A 22,240-nucleotide genomic window follows, 5' to 3' on the forward strand; every position below is an offset into this window, starting at 1 on the left:
TAACCTGTAGACTAAAAGGGAGGTAGGCCCCTTGATAGATGTAAATAACTTTGAATATATGAAGATTGGACTTGCTTCACCTGACAAGATTCGTTCTTGGTCATACGGTGAAGTTAAGAAACCAGAAACGATTAACTATCGTACGTTAAAGCCTGAGAAAGACGGCTTGTTCTGTGAGCGTATTTTCGGACCACAAAAGGACTGGGAATGTCATTGCGGAAAATATAAACGTGTACGTTATAAAGGTGTAGTTTGTGATCGATGTGGCGTTGAAGTAACGCGTGCAAAAGTTCGTCGTGAACGTATGGGTCATATCGAATTAGCTGCTCCTGTATCTCATATTTGGTATTTCAAAGGTATCCCGAGCCGCATGGGACTTGTCTTAGACATGTCCCCTCGCGCGCTTGAAGAAGTAATTTATTTCGCTTCTTATGTTGTAACAGAAAGTGGAGATACACCACTTGATAAGAAGCAATTACTTTCTGAAAAAGAATACCGTGCATATCGTGATCGATATGGCAGCACATTCCAAGCTGCTATGGGTGCAGAAGCAATTAAAAAGCTATTACAAGACATCGATTTAGATAAAGAAGTAGACTTCTTAAAAGAAGAATTAAAAACAGCACAAGGACAACGACGTACTCGTGCTATTAAACGTCTAGAAGTATTAGAAGCATTCCGTAACTCTGGAAATCACCCATCTTGGATGATCCTAGATGTTCTTCCAGTTATCCCACCAGAACTACGCCCAATGGTACAGTTGGATGGTGGACGTTTTGCTACTTCTGATTTAAACGACTTATACCGTCGTGTAATTAACCGTAACAACCGTTTAAAACGTCTATTGGACTTAGGTGCACCAAGCATCATCGTTCAAAACGAAAAACGTATGTTACAAGAAGCTGTAGACGCATTAATCGATAATGGTCGCCGTGGCCGTCCAGTTACTGGACCAGGTAACCGTCCATTAAAATCACTATCTCACATGCTTAAAGGTAAACAAGGACGTTTCCGTCAAAACTTATTAGGTAAACGTGTTGACTACTCTGGTCGTTCTGTAATCGTTGTAGGACCGAACTTAAAGATGTACCAATGTGGATTACCGAAAGAAATGGCACTTGAACTGTTCAAACCTTTTGTTATGAAAGAGTTAGTGGAAAAAGGATTAGCACACAACATTAAGAGTGCGAAACGTAAAATCGAGCGTGTACAACCTGAAGTTTGGGACGTTTTAGAATCTGTGATCAAAGAACATCCAGTACTTCTAAACCGCGCACCAACACTTCACCGTCTTGGTATCCAGGCGTTTGAACCTACACTAGTAGAAGGTCGTGCAATCCGTCTTCACCCACTTGTATGTACTGCATACAACGCGGACTTTGACGGTGACCAAATGGCGGTTCACGTTCCGTTATCATCAGAAGCACAAGCAGAAGCTCGTATTCTTATGTTAGCAGCACAAAACATCTTGAATCCAAAAGACGGAAAACCAGTTGTTACTCCATCTCAGGATATGGTATTAGGTAACTACTACTTAACACTTGAGCGTGAAGGAGCAATCGGTGAAGGTATGGTCTTCAAAGATGCAAACGAAGCAATACTTGCATACCAAAACGGATATGTACATCTGCACACACGTGTTGCAGTTGCTGCAAGTTCAGTAAATAATGTAACGTTTACTGAAGAGCAAAAGAGTATGCTTCTATTAACAACAGTTGGTAAATTAATATTTAACGAAATCTTACCAGAGTCGTTCCCTTATATTAATGAACCAACAAATTCAAACCTTGAAAAAGAAACACCAGCGGAATATTTCGTTGAAAAAGGTGCGAACATTAAAGAAATTATTGCTAGTCGCGAAGAAGTGGCGCCATTTAGCAAGAAGATCCTTGGTAACATCATTGCGGAAGTATTCAAGCGTTTCAAGATTACAGAGACGTCTCGCATGCTTGACCGTATGAAGAACTTAGGATTTAAATACTCTACAAAAGCTGGTATTACAGTTGGGGTATCTGACATTCTTGTATTAGGTGAAAAAGATGAAATTCTCCACGAAGCACAAGCAAAAGTAGATAATGTAATTAAACAATTCCGTCGCGGTTTAATCACGGAAGAAGAACGTTACGATCGCGTTATCTCTATTTGGAGTAATGCAAAAGATGTTATCCAAGGAAAACTGATGAAGTCCTTGAATAAACGCAACCCAATCTTCATGATGAGTGATTCCGGTGCCCGTGGTAACGCATCTAACTTTACTCAGCTTGCTGGTATGCGTGGTCTGATGGCCAATCCATCTGGTCGTATCATTGAACTTCCGATCAAATCAAGTTTCCGTGAAGGTTTAACAGTACTTGAGTACTTTATCTCTACGCATGGTGCTCGTAAAGGTCTTGCCGATACAGCACTTAAGACTGCCGATTCTGGTTACTTAACACGTCGTCTTGTAGACGTTGCACAAGATGTAATTGTTCGTGAAGATGATTGTGGAACAGATCGCGGTTTACTAATCGGTGCGATTAAAGAGGGTAATGAAGTAATTGAGTCATTATATGATCGTCTTGTTGGACGTTTTGCAAGAAAAACTGTAAAACATCCTGAAACAGGTGAAGTATTAGTTGCTGAAAATCAATTGATTACTGAAGATATCGCTCATATTGTTGAAAATTCGGGTGTTGAAACTGTAAACATTCGTTCAGCGTTTACGTGTAATACTCGCCATGGTGTATGTAAGAAGTGTTACGGTCGTAACTTAGCAACTGGTACAGACGTAGAAGTAGGAGAAGCGGTAGGTATTATCGCAGCTCAATCTATCGGTGAGCCAGGTACACAGTTAACGATGCGTACGTTCCATACAGGTGGGGTTGCCGGAGATGATATCACACAAGGTTTACCTCGTATCCAAGAGATCTTTGAAGCTCGTAATCCGAAAGGTCAGGCAGTTATCAGTGAAATCGACGGTGTTATCGCAGCGATCAACGATGTTAAAGATCGTCAAGAAGTAGTTGTACAGGGTGAGGTTGAAGCTCGTACGTATGCTATTCCTTACGGTGCTCGTCTGAAAGTAATTCTAGGACAGCCAATTAGCCACGGTAAAGAGTTAACAGAAGGTTCTATTGATCCGAAAGAATTACTAAAAGTAACGGACATTACGGCAGTTCAAGAATACCTATTACGTGAAGTTCAAAAAGTATACCGTATGCAAGGGGTAGAAATTGGTGACAAACACGTAGAAGTAATGGTACGTCAAATGCTACGTAAAGTTCGTGTAAGTGATGCGGGTGAAACAGATGTATTACCAGGAACATTATTAGATATCCATCAGTTTACTGATGCGAATGCGAAGGTGTTACTAAAAGGTAAACAGCCAGCGACAGCTAGACCTGTTTTACTTGGTATTACAAAAGCTTCACTTGAAACTGATTCATTCTTATCTGCAGCATCATTCCAAGAAACAACTCGTGTCTTAACTGATGCAGCAATTAAAGGTAAACGTGATGAGCTTCTAGGATTGAAAGAGAACGTTATTATCGGTAAACTTGTTCCTGCTGGAACAGGTATGAATCGTTATCGCAAAGTGGATCTTGTAAAAACAACACAAGATGACATGAATGTAGAAAACGATGAGATTTATGTGGAACAGTAAAATTTTCCGTCGTAAATTTTGTATAAAAACATCTAATCCTAGTTGACATTGTATGAGTCAAAATGTTACTATAATCAAGGTTGCTCCTGAACGATGCTTTGGAGGATATTTATATGTCTTATCAAAAAGTGTCAAATGCTGAAAATGTAGTCGTTGGTCATAAACGAACATTGGAAGCAATCAAAAATGGTATAGTTAAAGAAGTTGTTATTGCGGAAGATGCTGACGTGCGGTTAACCCATGTTATCATTCGTACCGCCTTGCAACATAACATACCCATAACCAAAGTTGAATCAGTTCGTAAGCTTGGAAAAGTTTCGGGGATTCAAGTGGGAGCTTCAGCAATAGGAATAATAAGTTAAAACTGTTTTTGTGAGGAGAGAGCATTTGCTCTTCCTTGCAAAAACTTTGTTTTCAACTAATAATGAACCACCTGGATATGTGGTCATACAAACATGCGAAGGGAGGATAATCAAATGCCTACTATTAACCAATTAGTGAGAAATGGTCGTACTGATAAAGTATGGAAATCTAAATCACCTGCGTTAAACAAAGGTTTTAACTCTTTAAAGAAAAAATCAACTGATATCTCTGCACCTCAAAAACGTGGTGTATGTACTCGTGTTGGTACAATGACTCCAAAGAAACCTAACTCAGCGTTACGTAAATACGCTCGTGTACGTTTAACAAACGGTATTGAAGTTACAGCTTACATCCCAGGTATCGGTCATAACCTACAAGAGCATAGCGTAGTATTAATTCGCGGTGGTCGAGTAAAGGATTTACCAGGGGTACGTTACCACATCGTTCGTGGAGCGCTTGATACAGCTGGTGTTGACAAACGTATGCAAGGACGTTCTAAATATGGTACTAAGCGACCAAAACCTGCTAAAAAATAATAAACTTATAATGAAAGGAGGAACTCAATATGCCTCGTAAAGGACCTGTTGCGAAACGTGACGTGTTACCAGATCCAATGTACAATTCGAAACTAGTAACACGCCTAATCAACAAAATGATGGTTGACGGTAAAAAAGGTAAATCTCAAACAATTCTTTATAACGCTTTCGATATCGTTCGTGAACGTTCAGATAAAGAACCAATGGAAGTATTCGAGCAAGCTCTTAAGAACATCATGCCTGTTCTTGAAGTACGCGCTCGTCGTGTTGGTGGTGCTAACTACCAAGTTCCAGTTGAGGTTCGTCCAGAACGCCGTACAACTTTAGGTCTTCGCTGGTTAGTAAACTATGCTCGTCTTCGTGGTGAAAAAACTATGGAAGAGCGTCTAGCTTACGAAATCTTAGATGCAGCTAACAATGCTGGTGCATCTGTTAAGAAACGTGAAGACACTCATAAAATGGCAGAAGCTAACAAAGCATTTGCTCATTACCGTTGGTAGGATTCAACGTAAAATAAATGTAAGCATAAACCGCTTTATTTGTCGCTTATGGAAGTGTGGAGAGGGAGAATGCCTCTCCCTTTCGTTGGGCGCTCGTTTTACATAATGAGGGTACAAGACACTGGCATATGTAACAATATAAAGTGGCTTTTTTGCTACTTAAAATAAAATAATCCAATCCATATATGGAAGGAGCAAGACACCAAATGACTAGAGAGTTCTCTTTAGAAAACACTCGTAATATTGGTATCATGGCTCACATCGATGCTGGTAAAACAACAGCAACTGAGCGTATTCTGTATTACACAGGACGTATTCATAAAATCGGTGAAACTCATGAAGGTGCATCTCAGATGGACTGGATGGAGCAAGAGCAAGAGCGTGGTATCACAATTACTTCTGCTGCAACTACAGCTCAATGGAAAGGTCACCGTGTAAACATCATTGACACTCCAGGACACGTAGATTTCACAGTAGAAGTAGAACGTTCTTTACGCGTACTTGATGGTGCGGTAGCAGTACTTGATGCACAATCTGGTGTAGAACCACAAACAGAAACTGTTTGGCGTCAGGCTACTACTTACGGTGTACCTCGTATCGTATTCGTTAACAAAATGGATAAGATCGGTGCAGATTTCTTATACTCTGTAGGAACAATCCACGATCGTTTACAAGCAAACGCACATCCAATTCAGTTACCAATCGGTGCTGAAGACGAGTTCAATGGTATCATTGACCTTGTTGAAGAGTGTGCTTACATGTACGGTAACGATTTAGGAACAGACATCGAGCGTGTCGAAATTCCTGAAGAGCACAAAGAATTAGCTGCAGAATACCGTGGAAAACTTATTGAAGCGGTAGCTGAGCTTGATGAAGAAATGATGATGAAGTACCTAGAAGGCGAAGAAATCACTATAGAAGAGCTTAAAGCTGGTATCCGTAAGGCTACAACTTCTGTAGAATTCTTCCCAGTAATCTGTGGTTCTGCATTCAAAAACAAAGGTGTTCAAATTCTGTTAGACGCAGTTATCGACTACCTACCGTCTCCATTAGATGTACCAGCTATCAAAGGTACTCTTCCGGATACAGAGGAAGAAATCGAACGTAAGTCTAGCGATGAAGAACCATTCGCAGCTTTAGCATTCAAAATCATGACTGACCCTTATGTTGGTAAGTTAACGTTCTTCCGTGTGTACTCTGGTGTGTTAAACTCTGGATCATACGTGAAAAACTCAACTAAAGGTAAGCGTGAGCGTGTAGGTCGTATCCTACAAATGCACGCTAACAGCCGTGAAGAGATTTCAACAGTTTACGCTGGTGATATCGCTGCTGCTGTAGGTTTAAAAGATACTACTACTGGTGATACTCTTTGTGATGAGAAGAGTCTTGTTATCCTTGAGTCTATGGAATTCCCAGAGCCAGTTATCTCTGTAGCTATCGAACCAAAATCTAAAGCTGACCAAGATAAAATGGGTACAGCATTATCTAAGCTTTCTGAAGAAGATCCAACATTCCGTGCTCACACTGACCAAGAAACTGGCCAAACAATCATCGCTGGTATGGGTGAACTTCACCTTGATATCATCGTTGACCGTATGCGTCGTGAATTCAAAGTGGAAGCAAACGTTGGTGCTCCTCAGGTAGCATACCGTGAGACTTTCCGCGCTGCTGCGAAAGTTGAAGGTAAGTTCGCTCGTCAATCTGGTGGTCGTGGACAATTCGGTCACGTTTGGATTGAGTTTGAACCTAATGAAGAAGGTAAAGGTTTTGAATTCCAAAACAAAATCGTCGGTGGTGTAGTTCCACGTGAATACATCCCAGCTGTTGGAGCGGGTCTTGAAGACTCACTTAAAAATGGTGTACTAGCTGGTTATCCACTAGTTGACATTAAAGCTGCGTTAGTTGACGGTTCTTACCATGATGTCGATTCATCTGAGATGGCGTTCAAAATCGCTGCATCTATGGCACTTAAAGCTGCGGTTTCTAAATGTAGCCCAGTAATTCTTGAGCCAATGATGAAAGTTGAAGTTGTAATTCCTGAAGAGTACATGGGTGACATTATGGGCGACGTAACATCTCGTCGTGGACGTGTAGAAGGTATGGAAGCTCGCGGTAACGCTCAAGTTGTTCGCGCTATGGTTCCACTTTCTGAAATGTTCGGTTATGCAACGGCATTACGTTCTAACACTCAAGGACGCGGAACATTCTCAATGACATTTGATCATTATGAAGAAGTACCGAAGTCTGTTTCTGAAGAAATTATTAAAAAAAATAAAGGTGAATAATTGATTTTTATCGATTGTTCAAGTATAACTACTTATGTAAGCTTAGAAAGTGGGACGTAAGTTTCACTTTCTAGTCTAAATATAAAATAACCCATATAAACTAAGGAGGAATTTAGAATGGCTAAAGCTAAATTCGAACGTTCTAAACCCCATGTTAACATCGGTACAATCGGCCACGTTGACCATGGTAAAACTACATTAACTGCTGCGATCACTACAGTTCTTGCAAAAGCTGGTGGTGCTGAAGCACGCGGATACGATCAAATCGACGCTGCTCCAGAAGAAAGAGAGCGCGGAATCACAATCTCAACTGCACACGTTGAGTACGAAACTGAAACTCGTCACTATGCACACGTTGACTGCCCAGGTCACGCTGACTATGTTAAAAACATGATCACTGGTGCTGCTCAAATGGACGGCGGTATCTTAGTAGTATCTGCTGCTGATGGCCCAATGCCTCAAACACGTGAGCACATCCTTCTTTCTCGTCAAGTAGGTGTTCCTTACATCGTTGTATTCTTAAACAAATGCGACATGGTAGACGACGAAGAATTATTAGAATTAGTAGAAATGGAAGTTCGCGACCTATTATCTGAATACGGATTCCCAGGCGACGATATTCCTGTAATCAAAGGTTCTGCTCTTAAAGCTCTTCAAGGAGAAGCTGAGTGGGAAGAAAAAATCATCGAATTAATGACTGAAGTTGATGCTTACATCCCAACTCCAGAACGTGAAACTGACAAACCATTCTTAATGCCTATCGAGGATGTATTCTCTATCACAGGTCGTGGTACAGTTGCAACTGGTCGTGTAGAGCGCGGAATCGTTAAAGTTGGTGACGTAGTAGAAATTATCGGTCTTGCTGAAGAGAATGCTTCTACAACTGTAACTGGTGTAGAAATGTTCCGTAAGCTTCTTGACCAAGCTCAAGCTGGAGACAACATCGGTGCTCTTCTTCGTGGGGTTGCTCGTGAAGACATCCAACGTGGACAAGTTCTTGCTAAAACTGGCTCTGTAAAAGCACACGCTAAATTCAAAGCTGAAGTTTTCGTATTATCTAAAGAAGAAGGTGGACGTCATACTCCATTCTTCGCTAACTACCGTCCTCAGTTCTACTTCCGTACAACTGACGTAACTGGTATCATCCAATTACCAGAAGGTACTGAAATGGTAATGCCTGGTGACAACATCGAAATGACTATCGAACTTATCGCTCCAATCGCTATCGAAGAGGGAACTAAATTCTCTATTCGTGAAGGTGGACGTACAGTAGGTTACGGTGTAGTTGCTACTATCGTTGAGTAATCTTAACTGATATAAAAAAACCCAAGGGATTTTCCCTTGGGTTTTTTGTTTGTATTTATATAATGAATGAAATGATTTTTTTATATTTTGACGAGTTTCTTCTATAGTAATACAAAATCAATAAAACCAAAATCCAGAAACTGTAAAATGAATTCTGTGAGATGAAAACTTGAAATTCTTTAAAGTGCCATGTATAATAGCAAAAGTAGAGAAAAGCAGATGCAAACAAAAAGATGCTTGCATCTAGACGAATAACATTGTATAATAGACAATGTTGGTCTTTGACTGCGATGAAGTGGAAGGTTGCTGACACACCCGGCCGCTTTGCCATGGCATGGTGTGGGGAAATTTCCATGGAGAAGGTCTATTTTAGAAATAGGCGAACGAAGGAGGGAAAATAATGGCAAAAGAAAAAATTCGTATCCGTTTAAAAGCTTATGATCACCGTATTCTTGATCAATCAGCTGAGAAAATTGTAGAAACAGCTAAGCGTTCTGGGGCAACAGTTTCTGGTCCGATCCCATTACCAACTGAGAAGACTATTTACACAATTCTTCGTGCTGTTCATAAGTACAAAGATTCTCGTGAGCAATTCGAAATGCGCACACACAAACGTTTAATCGATATCGTGAGTCCTACTCCACAAACAGTAGATTCATTAATGCGTTTAGACTTACCGTCTGGTGTAGATATCGAAATCAAACTATAAATTATATAACTTAAAAATGTAGGAGGTGTAACTCATGACCAAAGGAATCTTAGGAAGAAAGATCGGTATGACTCAAGTATTTGCTGAGAACGGTGAGTTAATCCCAGTAACGGTAATCGCTGCTAATCCAAACGTTGTTCTTCAAAAGAAAACAACTGAAACTGATGGCTACAACGCAATTCAGTTAGGATTTGAAGACAAACGTGAAAAGTTAACTAACAAACCTGAACAAGGCCACACTGCTAAAGCATCTACAACTCCTAAGCGCTTCATTCGCGAAATCCGCGATGCAGACGTGGACGGATTAGAGGTTGGTCAAGAGGTAAAAGTTGAAGTTTTCGCTGCAGGTGAAATCGTTGACGTAACAGGAATTTCTAAAGGTAAAGGTTTCCAAGGTGTTATCAAACGCCACGGACAATCTCGCGGACCTATGTCTCATGGTTCTCGCTATCACCGTCGTCCAGGTTCAATGGGGCCAGTTGCTCCGAACCGTGTATTCAAAGGTAAAAAACTTGCTGGACGTATGGGTGGAGACCAAGTTACTATCCAAAACTTAGAAATCGTTCAAGTTGACACTGAGCGCAACTTATTACTAGTAAAAGGTAACGTTCCAGGTGCTAAGAAATCTCTTGTAGTTGTTCAAGGCGCTGTGAAGGTTAGCAAATAATTCACAATAGGAAGGAGGAATTCCAATGCCAAAAGTTACTGTATATAACCAAACTGGTTCACAGGTTGGTGAAATCGAATTAGCTGAAGCTATTTTCGGTATCGAACCAAATGAAGCTGTACTTTTTGAAGCTGTAATGATGCAACGTGCATCTTTACGTCAAGGTACACACAAAGTAAAAACTCGCTCTGAAGTTCGCGGTGGTGGTCGTAAACCATGGCGTCAAAAAGGAACTGGACGTGCTCGTCAAGGTTCTATCCGCTCTCCTCAATGGCGTGGTGGTGGTACGGTATTCGGACCTACACCAAGAAGCTATGCGTACAAACTTCCTAAGAAAGTTCGTCGTTTAGCGATCAAATCTGCATTAGCTACTAAAGTAGTTGAGAACAACATTGTAGTTCTTGAAGACCTAGTGTTAAATGCACCAAAAACAAAAGACATGGTAGCAGTACTTAAAGGATTAACTGTTGAGAAGAAAGCTCTTATCGTAACTGCTGATGCAAACGAATCTGTAGAGTTATCTGCTCGCAATATCCCTGGAGTAACAGTAATCACTGCTGATGGCGTAAATGTGCTAGATGTGCTTCATCATGATAAGCTAATCATGACAAAAGCGGCAGTGGAAAAAGTAGAGGAGGTGCTTGCATAATGAGAGATCCTCGTGATATCATTAAGCGCCCAGTTATCACTGAACGTTCTATGGAAATGATGGCTGAAAAAAAATACACGTTCGACGTGGACGTTAAATCTAATAAAACAGAGGTTAAAGACGCTATCGAAGCGATCTTTGGTGTTAATGTAGACAAAGTAAACATCATGAACTACAAGCCGAAAGCAAAACGTGTTGGTCGTCACGCTGGTTTTACTAGCCGTCGTCGTAAAGCAATCGTTAAGCTAACTGCTGACAGCAAAGAAATCGAAATCTTCCAAGGCGTTTAATTCTTACTAAAGAAGGAGGGAAATTGAGATGGGAATTAAAAAGTATAATCCAACTACTAACGGTCGTCGTAACATGACTACGAATGATTTCGCTGAAATCACGACTGACAGACCGGAAAAGTCTTTACTTGCTCCTTTAAGCAAAAAGGCTGGTCGTAATAACCAAGGTAAAATTACTGTACGTCATCAAGGTGGCGGACATAAGCGTCAATACCGTATCATCGACTTTAAGCGTAACAAAGATGGAATTCCAGGACGCGTTGCTACGATCGAATACGATCCAAACCGCTCTGCGAATATCGCATTAATTAACTACGTTGACGGTGAAAAACGTTACATTCTTGCTCCTAAAACTTTAGAAGTAGGTATGGAAGTTATGTCTGGCCCTGAAGCTGACATTAAAATCGGTAACGCATTACCATTAATCAACATTCCAGTAGGTACTGTTGTTCATAACATCGAGCTTAAGCCTGGTCGTGGCGGACAATTAGTTCGTTCTGCTGGTACATCTGCTCAAGTACTTGGTAAAGAAGGAAAATACGTACTTGTACGTTTAACTTCTGGTGAAGTACGTCTTGTATTATCTGCTTGTCGCGCTTCAATCGGTCAAGTTGGTAACGAACAACACGAACTTATCAAAATCGGTAAAGCAGGTCGCTCTCGCTGGTTAGGTAAGCGCCCAACAGTTCGTGGTTCTGTAATGAACCCGGTTGATCACCCACACGGTGGTGGTGAAGGACGCTCTCCAATCGGACGTAAGTCTCCAATGTCTCCATGGGGTAAACCAACTCTTGGATTCAAGACTCGTAAGAAAAACAAAGCGTCTGATAAATTTATCGTTCGTCGTCGTAAAAAATAATGGGATTGTAGTACGGTTCGCTTCAAGAACCGTACGCCAATCACGAAGGGAGGCACCAAAATGGCTCGTAGCTTAAAAAAAGGACCATTTGTCGATGATCACTTAATGAGCAAAATGGAAAAATTAGTTGCATCTGAGCAAAAACAAGTTGTTAAAACTTGGTCTCGCCGTTCAACTATCTTCCCTCAGTTCATCGGACACACAATCGCTGTATATGATGGTCGTAAACACGTACCTGTGTACATCACTGAGGATATGGTTGGCCATAAGTTAGGTGAATTCGCACCAACTCGTACGTATAAAGGTCACCTTGCTGACGATAAGAAAACTAGAAGATAATGAGAGGAGGCACTTCAATGCAAGCTAAAGCAGTAGCGAGAACAGTTCGTATTGCTCCTCGTAAAGTTCGTTTAGTAGTAGACTTAATCCGAGGTAAGCAAGTGGGTGAAGCGATTGCTATCCTTAACCACACACCAAAAACTGCTTCTCCAGTTGTAGAAAAAGTTTTAAAATCTGCAATCGCAAATGCAGAGCACAATTATGAGATGGATATTAACAACTTAGTTGTTGAAAAAGTTTTCGTTGACGAAGGTCCAACGTTGAAACGTTTCCGTCCACGTGCAATGGGTCGTGCAAGCCAAATTAACAAACGCACAAGCCACATCACAGTTGTGGTATCAGAAAAGAAGGAGGGATAATCGATGGGTCAGAAGGTTAATCCAATTGGTCTTCGTGTCGGTGTTATCCGTGACTGGGAATCTCGTTGGTTCGCTGAGAAAGATTACGCTACATTATTACATGAAGACATCAAAATCCGTGAGTACATTACTGTACGCTTAAAAGATTCTGCTGTTGCTAAAGTAGAAATCGAACGTGCAGCAAATCGTGTAAATGTTACAATTCACACTGCAAAACCTGGTATGGTAATTGGTAAAGGTGGTACAGAAGTTGAAGCACTTCGTAAAGCTCTTAACCAATTAACAGGCAAGCGTGTACACATCAATATTTTAGAAGTTAAGAGAGCTGATCTTAACGCTAAATTAGTAGGCGAAAACATCGCTCGTCAATTAGAAAACCGTGTATCATTCCGTCGTGCACAAAAGCAAGTTATTCAACGTGCTATGCGTGCAGGTGCTAAAGGTATTAAAACACAGGTTTCTGGTCGTCTTGGCGGAGCTGATATCGCTCGTGCAGAATCTTACAGTGAAGGAACTGTTCCACTTCATACACTTCGCGCTGATATTGACTATGCAGCAGTTGAAGCTGATACAACATACGGTAAATTAGGCGTAAAAGTATGGATCTACCGTGGAGAAGTCCTTCCTACAAAAAAGAAAGCTTCTGAGGAAGGAGGAAAATAATATGTTAATGCCAAAACGCGTAAAATATCGTAGAGAGCATCGTGGTAAAATGCGTGGTCGTGCAAAAGGTGGAACTGAAATTGCTTTCGGTGAATTCGGTTTACAAGCACAAGCTGCTTCATGGATTACAAACCGTCAAATCGAAGCTGCTCGTCGTGCAATGACTCGTTACATGAAACGTGGCGGTAAAGTATGGATTAAAATTTTCCCTTCTAAACCTTACACTGCAAAACCTCTAGAAGTACGTATGGGTTCCGGTAAAGGGGCACCAGAAGGCTGGGTAGCAGTAGTAAAACCTGGGAAAATTATGTTTGAAATCGCGGGTGTATCTGAAGAGGTAGCACGCGAAGCATTACGTCTTGCAGCTCACAAGTTACCTGTGAAATGTAAATTCGTAAAACGTGAAGAAAATGGTGGTGAATCTAATGAAAACTAATGATATTCGTGAACTAACCACTGCCGAAATCGAAACAAAAGTTAAAGCTTTAAAGGAAGAATTATTCAATCTTCGCTTCCAACTTGCTACAGGACAATTAGAGAATCCAACTCGCATCCGTGAAGTGCGTAAAGCGATTGCTCGTATGAAAACTGTAGTTCGTGAAAGAGAGATCGGAATTAATCGATAAATTGAGGGGAGGTTTGCATAGTGAGCGAACGTAACCAACGCAAAGTTTATACTGGTCGTGTTGTGTCTGATAAAATGGACAAAACGATTACAGTTTTAGTTGAAACTTACAAAACTCATTCCTTGTACGGAAAACGTGTTAAGTATTCTAAAAAGTACAAAGCCCATGATGAGCAAAACCAAGCGAAACTTGGCGATATCGTTAAAATCATGGAAACTCGCCCGCTTTCTGCTACTAAGCGTTTCCGTTTAGTTGAAATCGTTGAAGAAGCGGTTATTATCTAAATAGACGAATCGGAATTTTTAGTCCGAAGGGAGGTTTCATAACATGATCCAACAAGAATCTCGTTTGAAAGTTGCTGACAACTCTGGTGCACGTGAACTTTTAACAATTAAAGTATTAGGCGGCTCTGGTCGTAAATATGCTAACATTGGTGATATTATCGTTGCTACGGTAAAACAAGCAACACCAGGTGGCGTTGTTAAAAAAGGTGACGTTGTTAAAGCAGTAGTAGTACGTACGAAGAGCGGAGCTCGTCGTCCGGACGGTTCTTATATCAAATTTGATGAAAACGCAGCGGTTATCATTAAAGACGATAAGAGCCCACGTGGTACTCGTATCTTCGGACCAGTAGCTCGTGAATTACGTGATAGCAACTTCATGAAGATCGTTTCTTTAGCTCCAGAAGTTCTATAATTTAAGGTATTGCCTTGCTAAGGAGGTGCAGAATTAAGATGCATGTAAAAAAAGGTGATAAAGTACAGGTAATCACTGGAAAAGACAAAGGAAAACAAGGCGTTATCCTTGTGGCTTTCCCAAAGCAAAACCGTGTTATCGTTGAGGGTGTTAACATCGTTAAAAAACACTCTAAGCCATCTCAATTAAATCCACAAGGTGGAATTATTACTAAAGAAGCACCTATTCACGTTTCTAACGTTATGATTTTAGATCCGAAAACAGGTGAACCTACTCGCGTAGGCTTCAAAGTAGAAGATGGTAAAAAAGTTCGTATTGCAAAAAAATCTGGTGAATTATTAGATAAATAATTTTCTTAAGAAAGGAGGTCACTTCATTGAATCGCCTTAAAGAGAAGTTCCAAAAGGAAATTACTCCTGCTCTAGTGAGCAAGTTTAACTATAAATCTGTGATGGAAGTACCGAAAATCGAAAAGATCGTAATCAACACTGGTGTTGGTGACGCGGTATCTAACTCAAAAGCTTTAGACAATGCAGTAGAAGAATTAACACAAATCGCAGGTCAAAAGCCTGTTGTAACTCGTGCTAAAAAATCAATCGCTGGTTTCCGTCTTCGTGAAGGTATGCCAATCGGTGCGAAAGTAACTTTACGCGGCGAGCACATGTATGAGTTCTTCGACAAATTAGTATCAGTTTCTTTACCACGTGTACGTGATTTCCGTGGTGTTTCTAAGAAATCATTTGATGGTCGTGGGAACTACACATTAGGTGTTAAAGAGCAACTTATCTTCCCTGAGATCGATTATGATAAAGTAAGCAAAGTCCGCGGTATGGACATCGTAATCGTTACTACAGCGAAAACTGATGAAGAAGCTCGTGAACTTTTAACACAATTCGGTATGCCATTCCAAAAATAATGGAAGCCAACGCTAAGTAGAGGAGGCGAAAACGTGGCTAAAAAATCTATGATAGCGAAACAAAAGCGTACTCCTAAGTTTAAAGTACAAGAGTATACACGTTGCGAACGCTGCGGTCGTCCGCATTCTGTATACCGCAAATTTAAGCTTTGCCGTATTTGTTTCCGTGAACTTGCATATAAAGGTCAAATTCCTGGTGTTAAAAAAGCTAGTTGGTAAAACCCACAAATGGGAAGGAGGTAAAACACATGGTGATGACAGATCCAATTGCAGACATGCTTACTCGCATCCGTAATGCGAACATGGTACGTCATGAGAAATTAGAGGTTCCTGCTTCTAAAATCAAAAAAGAGATCGCTGAACTTTTAAAACGTGAAGGTTTCATTCGTGATGTAGAATACATCGAGGATAACAAACAAGGTATCCTTCGTATTTTCCTGAAATATGGTGCAAACAATGAACGTGTAATCACTGGATTAAAACGTATCAGTAAACCTGGCTTACGCGTTTACGCTAAAGCTGATGAAGTACCACGTGTACTTAACGGATTAGGTATCGCTCTTGTTTCTACATCTAAGGGAGTAATGACAGACAAAGACGCTCGTCAATTACAAACTGGTGGAGAAGTAGTAGCATACGTTTGGTAATATATATTTAAAACGAACGGAGGTGTGACCACATGTCTCGTATTGGTAAAAAGATTCTTGAAATCCCTGCAGGTGTTACTATTACAATTGCAGAAGACAATACTGTAACAGTAAAAGGCCCTAAAGGTGAATTAACTCGTAAATTCAATGCTGATATGTCTATCAAAATTGAAGAAAATACACTAACAGTTGAGCGTCCATCTGAACAGAAGGAACACCGTGCATTACACGGTACAACTCGTGCTTTAATCGGAAACATGGTTGAAGGTGTAACTGCAGGTTTCGCACGCGGACTTGAATTAGTCGGTGTTGGTTACCGTGCTCAAAAACAAGGAGATAAACTTGTTTTAAGCGTAGGTTATTCTCATCCAGTAGAAATGACTCCGGAAGCAGGTCTTGAAGTTGAAGTACCTGCACCAACTAAAATCGTAATCAAAGGTATCGACAAGCAACGTGTTGGCGAATTTGCTGCTAACATCCGTGCTGTACGTGCTCCTGAGCCATATAAAGGTAAAGGTATTCGTTACGAAGGCGAAGTTGTTCGTCGTAAAGAAGGTAAAACTGCTAAGTAAACCCGTTAGGTGAGAGAAAGGAGTGACAAGAATGATCACTAAAGCTGATAAAAATGCGACTCGTAAGAAAAGACATGCACGTGTACGTGCTAAGCTTACTGGTACTGCAGAACGTCCACGTTTAAACGTGTTCCGTTCTAACCAACATATTTACGCTCAAGTTATTGATGATGTAAATGGTGTAACGTTAGTAAGTGCATCTACTCTTGATAAAGACCTTGCTCTTAACGGTACTAGCAATACTGAAGCTGCTACGAAAGTTGGAGAATCAGTTGCTAAGCGTGCTGTAGAGAAAGGCGTTAAAGAAGTAGTATTCGATCGCGGTGGTTACTTATACCATGGCCGTGTTAAAGCTCTAGCTGAAGCTGCTCGTGAGGCTGGATTACAATTTTAATGGTCAAAGGAGGGAAAATTGATGCATCGCATTGACCCAAGTAAATTAGAACTTGAAGAACGTGTAGTTACGATAAATCGTGTCGCGAAAGTTGTTAAGGGTGGTCGTCGTTTCCGCTTTGCTGCACTAGTTGTAGTTGGCGATAAAAACGGTCATGTTGGATTCGGTACTGGTAAAGCACAAGAGGTACCAGACGCAATTCGCAAAGCTATCGAAGACGCTAAGAAAAACTTAATCGCTGTACCATTAGTTGGTACAACAATTCCACACACAATCAACGGTCATTTTGGAGCTGGTGAAGTATTCTTAAAACCTGCTGCTGAAGGTACTGGTGTTATTGCTGGTGGACCTGTTCGTGCGGTACTTGAATTAGCTGGTGTACAAGATATTCTTTCGAAATCTCTTGGTTCTAACACACCAATCAACATGATTCGCGCTACTGTGAACGGATTAAGCGAACTTAAGCGCGCTGAAGATGTTGCAAAATTACGCGGTAAATCTGTAGAAGAGCTACTAGGTTAAGGAGGGAAAACAAATGGCGAAAAAGTTAGAAATTACCCTCACTCGTAGTGTAATTGGTCGTCCACAAGATCAACGTGCGACGGTAGAAGCTTTAGGTCTTAAAAAGTTGAATTCAACTGTAGTTAAGGAAGAAACTCCTGCTATTCTTGGTATGATCAACAAAGTTTCTCACCTTATAACTGTAAAAGAAGCTTAAGGATAACTCATTAATATAAGGAGGTGCCTGGGAATGAAACTTCATGAATTAAAACCTGCAGAAGGTTCTCGTAAAGTACGTAACCGTGTCGGTCGTGGTATCGGTTCTGGTAACGGTAAAACTGCTGGTAAAGGTCATAAAGGACAAAACGCACGTTCTGGCGGCGGTGTTCGTCTTGGCTTCGAAGGTGGTCAAACTCCATTATTCCGTCGTTTACCAAAACGCGGCTTCACAAACATTAACCGTAAAGAGTTTACTATTGTAAACTTATCAACGTTAAATCGTTTTGAAGATGGTACAGAAGTAACACCTGAATTATTGCTGGAAACTGGCGTTATCAGCAAGTTAAACGACGGTGTTAAAATTCTTGCAAGCGGAGCAGTAGAGAAAAAATTAACTGTTAAAGCGCACAAGTTCTCTTCAAGTGCTAAAGAAGCAATTGAAGCAGCTGGCGGATCAGTTGAGGTGATCTAATGTTTCGTACAATCTCCAACTTTATGCGCGTTGCTGAGATAAGACGTAAAATATTATTCACTTTAGCGATGTTAGTCGTATTCAGGATTGGCACGTTTATCCCAGTGCCATTTACAAATGGAGACGTACTGAAAGCACAAGATCAATTAAATGCCTTAGGTATCCTAAATACATTTGGCGGTGGCGCCTTGAAAAACTTCTCCATCTTCGCGATGGGAATCATGCCGTATATTACAGCATCCATCATCGTGCAATTATTGCAGATGGATGTTGTTCCTAAATTTTCGGAATGGTCGAAGCAAGGTGAAATGGGCCGTCGTAAACTAACGCAATTCACGCGTTACTTTACAATTGTTCTTGCGTTTATTCAGGGGTTTGGTATGTCAATCGGTTTTAACGGTATGGTAGGTGGGCAATTAATTTTGAATCCTGGTTGGAGCACTTATTTATACATTGCTACGGTACTGACTGCTGGTACTGCATTTTTAATGTGGTTAGGTGAACAGATTACAGCTAAAGGTGTAGGTAATGGTATTTCCATCCTTATCTTTGGCGGTATTGCCGCAGCGATCCCAAGTGTTATATCTCAAGTGTATCAACAACAGTTTCAAAATATCGGAGATCAATTGTTCATGAGTATCGTTAAAGTTGCATTGATCTTACTAGCTGTGCTAGCAGTTATTGTTGGTGTTATTTTCATTCAACAGGCTGTTAGAAAGATCCCAATTCAATATGCGAAGCGTGTAACAGGAGGAAATGGGAATCATGCTGGAGCACAAAACACACATTTACCGCTTAAGGTAAATAGTGCGGGTGTTATTCCAGTCATTTTTGCTGTTTCATTCTTAATTACGCCTCCAACTATTGCACAGTTCTTCCCGAATCATGATGTATCGCAGTGGATCATTGCAAACTTTAACTATTCTCACCCAGTGGGAATGATCATATATGTTGCGCTCATTGTAGCCTTCACATATTTCTATGCGTTTGTTCAGGTTAATCCAGAGCAAATGTCAGAGAATCTAAACAAACAAGGTGGATATGTTCCAGGTATTCGTCCGGGTAAGAATACGGAACAATATCTAACAAAAATCTTGTATCGTTTGACCTTTGTAGGATCAATTTTCCTAGCAGCGATTGCAATCTTACCAGTTATCTTTACGAAACTGGGAAATCTTCCCCCATCTGCACAGATTGGTGGAACGAGTATGTTAATCGTTGTCGGCGTTGCTTTAGAAACAATGAAGCAGCTAGAAAGCCAACTGGTAAAACGCCATTACAAAGGGTTTATCAAGCAGTGAGTAAGTGGGAAGAATTGTCTTCCCTACATGCTCATGTACTCTGAGGGGGAACAAGGATGAACTTAATTTTAATGGGGCTTCCTGGTGCTGGTAAAGGTACACAAGCCGAACAGATTGTTGCCAAGTATAACATCCCTCACATTTCAACAGGAGATATGTTCCGTGCAGCTATGAAGGCTGAAACTGAAATGGGTCTACAAGCAAAATCTTTTATTGATAAAGGTGCGCTTGTTCCAGATGAAGTTACAATCGGAATCGTTCGTGAACGTTTAAGTCAAGAAGACTGCGTAAGAGGTTTCTTACTAGACGGTTTCCCACGAACTGTTGCACAAGCATCAGCTCTTGAAGAGATTATGAAAGATCTTGGCAAAAAAATCGACTATGTTTTAAACATTAATGTGGATTCAGGGTTGTTATTAAAACGCCTTACAGGCCGTCGCATTTGTAAAGAGTGCGGTGCGACTTACCACTTAGAATTCAATCCACCAGCAAAAGCTGATGTGTGCGATAAATGTGGTGGCGAATTATATCAACGCTCTGATGACAATGAAGAAACTGTGGCAAATCGCTTAGATGTAAATATTAAGCAAACAAAACCTTTGCTTGATTTCTACGAGGAGCTTGGTTACTTACAAAGCATTAATGGTGAGCAAGATATCAATAAAGTATTTGCTGATATCGATGTTCTCATCGGAGGCTTAGCGTAATGATCATCTGCAAAACTCCTCGCGAGATAGAAATCATGCGAGAAGCCGGCAGGATCGTTGCTTTAACTCATCAAGAGTTGAAACAGCACATTACTCCAGGAATTACAACGAAAGAGCTCGATCAAATAGCGGAAAAGACGATTCGAAAATATGGTGCTACGCCATCTTTTAAAGGATACAACGGATTTCCGGGGAGCATATGTGCTTCTGTAAATGAAGAGCTTGTACACGGAATTCCAGGGAAGCGCAAGCTCGAAGAGGGCGATATCATCAGTATCGATATTGGTGCGAAATACAATGGGTACCATGGAGATTCTGCATGGACGTATCCAGTTGGAAACATTTCTGAATCTGTTCAAAAGCTACTTGATGTCACAGAAAAATCGTTGTATCTTGGTCTAGAACAAGTAAAACCAGGCGAAAGATTATCAAATATCTCACATGCGGTTCAAACCCATGCTGAAGAGAATGGGTTCTCGATCGTTAGGGAGTATGTTGGTCACGGAATCGGGCAAGACTTACATGAGGACCCTCAAATCCCGCACTATGGTCCACCAAATAGAGGTCCTAGATTAAAGCCGGGAATGGTCATCTGTGTTGAGCCGATGGTGAATCAAGGAAGACGATATGTAAAAACACTATCTGATGACTGGACAGTGGTAACGGTAGATGGTAAATGGTGTGCCCACTTTGAGCACACGATTGCTCTTACAGAAGCAGGATACGAAATCCTTACCACTTTATAAGTAGCTGGCTCTCCGGGATTTCAGAGCAGTGTAAAATGTTACTGATTTGAAGAAGGGAGAACTATTGAATGGCTAAAGATGATGTAATTGAAGTCGAAGGTACCGTTCTTGAAACGTTGCCAAATGCTATGTTCAAAGTAGAATTAGAGAATGGGCATGTCGTATTGGCTCACGTTTCTGGTAAAATCCGTATGAACTTCATTCGTATTTTACCAGGAGACAAAGTTACGGTAGAATTATCTCCGTACGATTTAAATCGTGGTCGTATTACGTACCGTTTTAAATAATATAGCACTCCGTAATCTTTAAGGAGGTTCGAGACATGAAAGTAAGACCGTCAGTTAAACCAATCTGCGAAAAATGTAAAGTTATTCGTAGACGTGGAAAAGTAATGGTTATTTGTGAAAACCCTAAACATAAACAAAAACAAGGTTAATCAGAAGGAGGTGCATTCAGAATGGCACGTATCGCAGGTGTAGATATTCCTCGAGACAAACGCGTTGTTATTTCTTTAACTTACGTATTCGGCATTGGTCGCACAACTGCTGAAAAAATTCTTACTGAAGCTGGTATTTCTTCAGAAACACGAGTTCGTGATTTAACGGAAGACGAACTAGGACGTATCCGTGATATCATCGATCGTATTAAAGTTGAGGGAGACCTTCGTCGTGAAGTATCTCTTAACATTAAACGTCTAATGGAGATCGGTTCTTACCGTGGTCTTCGTCACCGTCGTGGTTTACCAGTTCGTGGTCAAAACTCTAAAAACAATGCTCGTACACGTAAAGGTCCACGTCGTACAGTAGCAAATAAAAAGAAATAATAAGTAAAGGAGGTTGAACTAACAATGGCACGTAAAACAAACACTCGTAAAAAACGTGTGAAAAAGAATATTGAAGCTGGTATAGCTCATATTCGTTCTACTTTCAACAACACAATCGTAACACTTACAGATACTCATGGTAACGCACTTTCTTGGTCTAGTGCTGGTGCACTTGGTTTCCGTGGATCTCGTAAGTCTACTCCATTCGCTGCGCAAATGGCTGCTGAAGCTGCTGCTAAAGTTGCAATGGAGCACGGTTTAAAAACATTAGAGGTTACTGTTAAAGGTCCTGGTGCTGGTCGTGAAGCTGCAATTCGTGCTCTTCAAGCTGCAGGTCTAGAAGTAACAGCAATTAGAGATGTTACTCCAGTTCCTCATAATGGATGTCGTCCACCAAAACGTCGTCGTGTGTAATTTTTCTGTATAGAATTTTCCCTTTTGTCTATAATGGAT

At 40.8% G+C, this 22,240-nt stretch carries 34 protein-coding genes; all 34 read left to right on the plus strand.

The window, feature by feature from the left end; all coding sequences use genetic code 11:
- Positions 1-31: 31 nt before the first annotated feature.
- Positions 32-3,643: a DNA-directed RNA polymerase subunit beta' gene (gene rpoC / locus BAU27_RS08675; RefSeq protein ID WP_000567946.1), complete on the plus strand. Its 3,612-nt coding sequence runs from the start codon at positions 32-34 to the stop codon at positions 3,641-3,643.
- A gap of 113 nt (positions 3,644-3,756) precedes the next feature.
- Positions 3,757-4,005: a 50S ribosomal protein L7ae-like protein gene (locus BAU27_RS08680; protein WP_000121833.1), complete on the plus strand. Its 249-nt coding sequence runs from the start codon at positions 3,757-3,759 to the stop codon at positions 4,003-4,005.
- 114 nt (positions 4,006-4,119) lie between these two features.
- Positions 4,120-4,542 carry a 30S ribosomal protein S12 gene (rpsL, locus tag BAU27_RS08685; RefSeq protein WP_001142341.1) on the plus strand — a complete coding sequence of 141 codons (423 nt, stop codon included), beginning with the start codon at positions 4,120-4,122 and terminating at the stop codon, positions 4,540-4,542.
- A gap of 29 nt (positions 4,543-4,571) precedes the next feature.
- Positions 4,572-5,042 (plus strand): 30S ribosomal protein S7, encoded by a 471-nt coding sequence (gene rpsG / locus BAU27_RS08690; RefSeq protein WP_001137492.1) that lies wholly within the window; start codon positions 4,572-4,574, stop codon positions 5,040-5,042.
- Between the two features lie 206 nt (positions 5,043-5,248).
- Complete coding sequence (gene fusA, locus BAU27_RS08695; RefSeq protein WP_000196380.1) at positions 5,249-7,327, plus strand: elongation factor G; 2,079 nt, start codon at positions 5,249-5,251, stop codon at positions 7,325-7,327.
- A gap of 117 nt (positions 7,328-7,444) precedes the next feature.
- Complete coding sequence (gene tuf / locus BAU27_RS08700) at positions 7,445-8,632, plus strand: elongation factor Tu (RefSeq protein WP_048374300.1); 1,188 nt, start codon at positions 7,445-7,447, stop codon at positions 8,630-8,632.
- A gap of 400 nt (positions 8,633-9,032) precedes the next feature.
- The gene (gene rpsJ / locus BAU27_RS08710; protein ID WP_001040595.1) at positions 9,033-9,341 is read left to right on the plus strand and encodes a 30S ribosomal protein S10; all 309 of its coding nucleotides are present in this window, start codon (positions 9,033-9,035) and stop codon (positions 9,339-9,341) included.
- Positions 9,342-9,375: 34 nt separating this feature from the next.
- Positions 9,376-10,008, plus strand: a complete 633-nt coding sequence (gene rplC, locus BAU27_RS08715; protein ID WP_000160209.1) for a 50S ribosomal protein L3 — start codon at positions 9,376-9,378, stop codon at positions 10,006-10,008.
- A gap of 25 nt (positions 10,009-10,033) precedes the next feature.
- Positions 10,034-10,657, plus strand: a complete 624-nt coding sequence (gene rplD, locus BAU27_RS08720) for a 50S ribosomal protein L4 (RefSeq protein WP_001127261.1) — start codon at positions 10,034-10,036, stop codon at positions 10,655-10,657.
- On the plus strand, positions 10,657-10,947 hold the full coding sequence (rplW, locus tag BAU27_RS08725) for a 50S ribosomal protein L23 (protein ID WP_001205557.1): 291 nt from the start codon (positions 10,657-10,659) through the stop codon (positions 10,945-10,947). Before rplD ends, rplW begins: the two co-directional genes overlap by 1 nt.
- A 28-nt stretch (positions 10,948-10,975) precedes the next feature.
- Complete coding sequence (rplB, locus tag BAU27_RS08730; protein ID WP_000511584.1) at positions 10,976-11,806, plus strand: 50S ribosomal protein L2; 831 nt, start codon at positions 10,976-10,978, stop codon at positions 11,804-11,806.
- Between the two features lie 60 nt (positions 11,807-11,866).
- Positions 11,867-12,145: a 30S ribosomal protein S19 gene (gene rpsS, locus BAU27_RS08735; protein WP_000124454.1), complete on the plus strand. Its 279-nt coding sequence runs from the start codon at positions 11,867-11,869 to the stop codon at positions 12,143-12,145.
- A 17-nt stretch (positions 12,146-12,162) separates the two neighbouring features.
- Positions 12,163-12,504, plus strand: coding sequence for a 50S ribosomal protein L22 (gene rplV / locus BAU27_RS08740; protein ID WP_001148024.1), 342 nt, complete (start codon positions 12,163-12,165; stop codon positions 12,502-12,504).
- 3 nt (positions 12,505-12,507) lie between these two features.
- Complete coding sequence (gene rpsC / locus BAU27_RS08745) at positions 12,508-13,167, plus strand: 30S ribosomal protein S3 (RefSeq protein ID WP_000529958.1); 660 nt, start codon at positions 12,508-12,510, stop codon at positions 13,165-13,167.
- Position 13,168: 1 nt separating this feature from the next.
- Positions 13,169-13,603: a 50S ribosomal protein L16 gene (rplP, locus tag BAU27_RS08750; protein ID WP_000928969.1), complete on the plus strand. Its 435-nt coding sequence runs from the start codon at positions 13,169-13,171 to the stop codon at positions 13,601-13,603.
- Positions 13,593-13,793, plus strand: a complete 201-nt coding sequence (rpmC, locus tag BAU27_RS08755; RefSeq protein WP_000855718.1) for a 50S ribosomal protein L29 — start codon at positions 13,593-13,595, stop codon at positions 13,791-13,793. The genes rplP and rpmC overlap by 11 nt, the downstream gene beginning before the upstream one ends.
- 20 nt (positions 13,794-13,813) lie before the next feature.
- A complete protein-coding gene (rpsQ, locus tag BAU27_RS08760) occupies positions 13,814-14,077 on the plus strand; it encodes a 30S ribosomal protein S17 (RefSeq protein ID WP_000004106.1) in 264 nt (87 codons plus the stop codon).
- 43 nt (positions 14,078-14,120) lie between these two features.
- Positions 14,121-14,489, plus strand: coding sequence for a 50S ribosomal protein L14 (gene rplN / locus BAU27_RS08765; RefSeq protein WP_000615912.1), 369 nt, complete (start codon positions 14,121-14,123; stop codon positions 14,487-14,489).
- Positions 14,490-14,527: 38 nt separating this feature from the next.
- On the plus strand, positions 14,528-14,839 hold the full coding sequence (rplX, locus tag BAU27_RS08770) for a 50S ribosomal protein L24 (protein ID WP_000558200.1): 312 nt from the start codon (positions 14,528-14,530) through the stop codon (positions 14,837-14,839).
- Positions 14,840-14,865: 26 nt separating this feature from the next.
- Positions 14,866-15,405, plus strand: a complete 540-nt coding sequence (rplE, locus tag BAU27_RS08775) for a 50S ribosomal protein L5 (protein WP_071747340.1) — start codon at positions 14,866-14,868, stop codon at positions 15,403-15,405.
- A gap of 33 nt (positions 15,406-15,438) precedes the next feature.
- Positions 15,439-15,624 (plus strand): 30S ribosomal protein S14, encoded by a 186-nt coding sequence (gene rpsN, locus BAU27_RS08780; RefSeq protein ID WP_001085700.1) that lies wholly within the window; start codon positions 15,439-15,441, stop codon positions 15,622-15,624.
- Positions 15,625-15,653: 29 nt separating this feature from the next.
- Complete coding sequence (rpsH, locus tag BAU27_RS08785) at positions 15,654-16,052, plus strand: 30S ribosomal protein S8 (protein ID WP_000245511.1); 399 nt, start codon at positions 15,654-15,656, stop codon at positions 16,050-16,052.
- 32 nt (positions 16,053-16,084) lie between these two features.
- A complete protein-coding gene (gene rplF / locus BAU27_RS08790; protein ID WP_000086551.1) occupies positions 16,085-16,624 on the plus strand; it encodes a 50S ribosomal protein L6 in 540 nt (179 codons plus the stop codon).
- Positions 16,625-16,655: 31 nt separating this feature from the next.
- The gene (gene rplR, locus BAU27_RS08795; RefSeq protein WP_000628818.1) at positions 16,656-17,018 is read left to right on the plus strand and encodes a 50S ribosomal protein L18; all 363 of its coding nucleotides are present in this window, start codon (positions 16,656-16,658) and stop codon (positions 17,016-17,018) included.
- Between the two features lie 21 nt (positions 17,019-17,039).
- Positions 17,040-17,540, plus strand: a complete 501-nt coding sequence (rpsE, locus tag BAU27_RS08800) for a 30S ribosomal protein S5 (protein ID WP_000554646.1) — start codon at positions 17,040-17,042, stop codon at positions 17,538-17,540.
- A gap of 13 nt (positions 17,541-17,553) precedes the next feature.
- Positions 17,554-17,736 carry a 50S ribosomal protein L30 gene (gene rpmD, locus BAU27_RS08805; RefSeq protein WP_001085231.1) on the plus strand — a complete coding sequence of 61 codons (183 nt, stop codon included), beginning with the start codon at positions 17,554-17,556 and terminating at the stop codon, positions 17,734-17,736.
- A 33-nt stretch (positions 17,737-17,769) separates the two neighbouring features.
- Positions 17,770-18,210 (plus strand): 50S ribosomal protein L15, encoded by a 441-nt coding sequence (gene rplO / locus BAU27_RS08810; RefSeq protein WP_000766083.1) that lies wholly within the window; start codon positions 17,770-17,772, stop codon positions 18,208-18,210.
- Entirely contained in the window at positions 18,210-19,511 is a 1,302-nt protein-coding gene (gene secY / locus BAU27_RS08815; RefSeq protein WP_000490151.1) for a preprotein translocase subunit SecY, read from the plus strand. Before rplO ends, secY begins: the two co-directional genes overlap by 1 nt.
- A gap of 56 nt (positions 19,512-19,567) precedes the next feature.
- On the plus strand, positions 19,568-20,218 hold the full coding sequence (locus tag BAU27_RS08820; RefSeq protein ID WP_001048996.1) for an adenylate kinase: 651 nt from the start codon (positions 19,568-19,570) through the stop codon (positions 20,216-20,218).
- Positions 20,218-20,964 (plus strand): type I methionyl aminopeptidase, encoded by a 747-nt coding sequence (gene map, locus BAU27_RS08825; RefSeq protein WP_000582542.1) that lies wholly within the window; start codon positions 20,218-20,220, stop codon positions 20,962-20,964. The genes BAU27_RS08820 and map overlap by 1 nt, the downstream gene beginning before the upstream one ends.
- A gap of 68 nt (positions 20,965-21,032) precedes the next feature.
- The gene (gene infA, locus BAU27_RS08830) at positions 21,033-21,251 is read left to right on the plus strand and encodes a translation initiation factor IF-1 (RefSeq protein WP_001029884.1); all 219 of its coding nucleotides are present in this window, start codon (positions 21,033-21,035) and stop codon (positions 21,249-21,251) included.
- Between the two features lie 35 nt (positions 21,252-21,286).
- Positions 21,287-21,400 carry a 50S ribosomal protein L36 gene (gene rpmJ, locus BAU27_RS08835; protein WP_000868344.1) on the plus strand — a complete coding sequence of 38 codons (114 nt, stop codon included), beginning with the start codon at positions 21,287-21,289 and terminating at the stop codon, positions 21,398-21,400.
- 21 nt (positions 21,401-21,421) lie between these two features.
- A complete protein-coding gene (gene rpsM / locus BAU27_RS08840) occupies positions 21,422-21,787 on the plus strand; it encodes a 30S ribosomal protein S13 (RefSeq protein ID WP_000090790.1) in 366 nt (121 codons plus the stop codon).
- Positions 21,788-21,811: 24 nt separating this feature from the next.
- Positions 21,812-22,201, plus strand: coding sequence for a 30S ribosomal protein S11 (gene rpsK, locus BAU27_RS08845; RefSeq protein ID WP_000101797.1), 390 nt, complete (start codon positions 21,812-21,814; stop codon positions 22,199-22,201).
- Positions 22,202-22,240: the final 39 nt, after the last annotated feature.

This window comes from Bacillus sp. NH11B (assembly GCF_001884205.1).
GTDB classification, from domain to species: Bacteria; Bacillota; Bacilli; order Bacillales; family Bacillaceae_G; genus Bacillus_A; species Bacillus_A proteolyticus.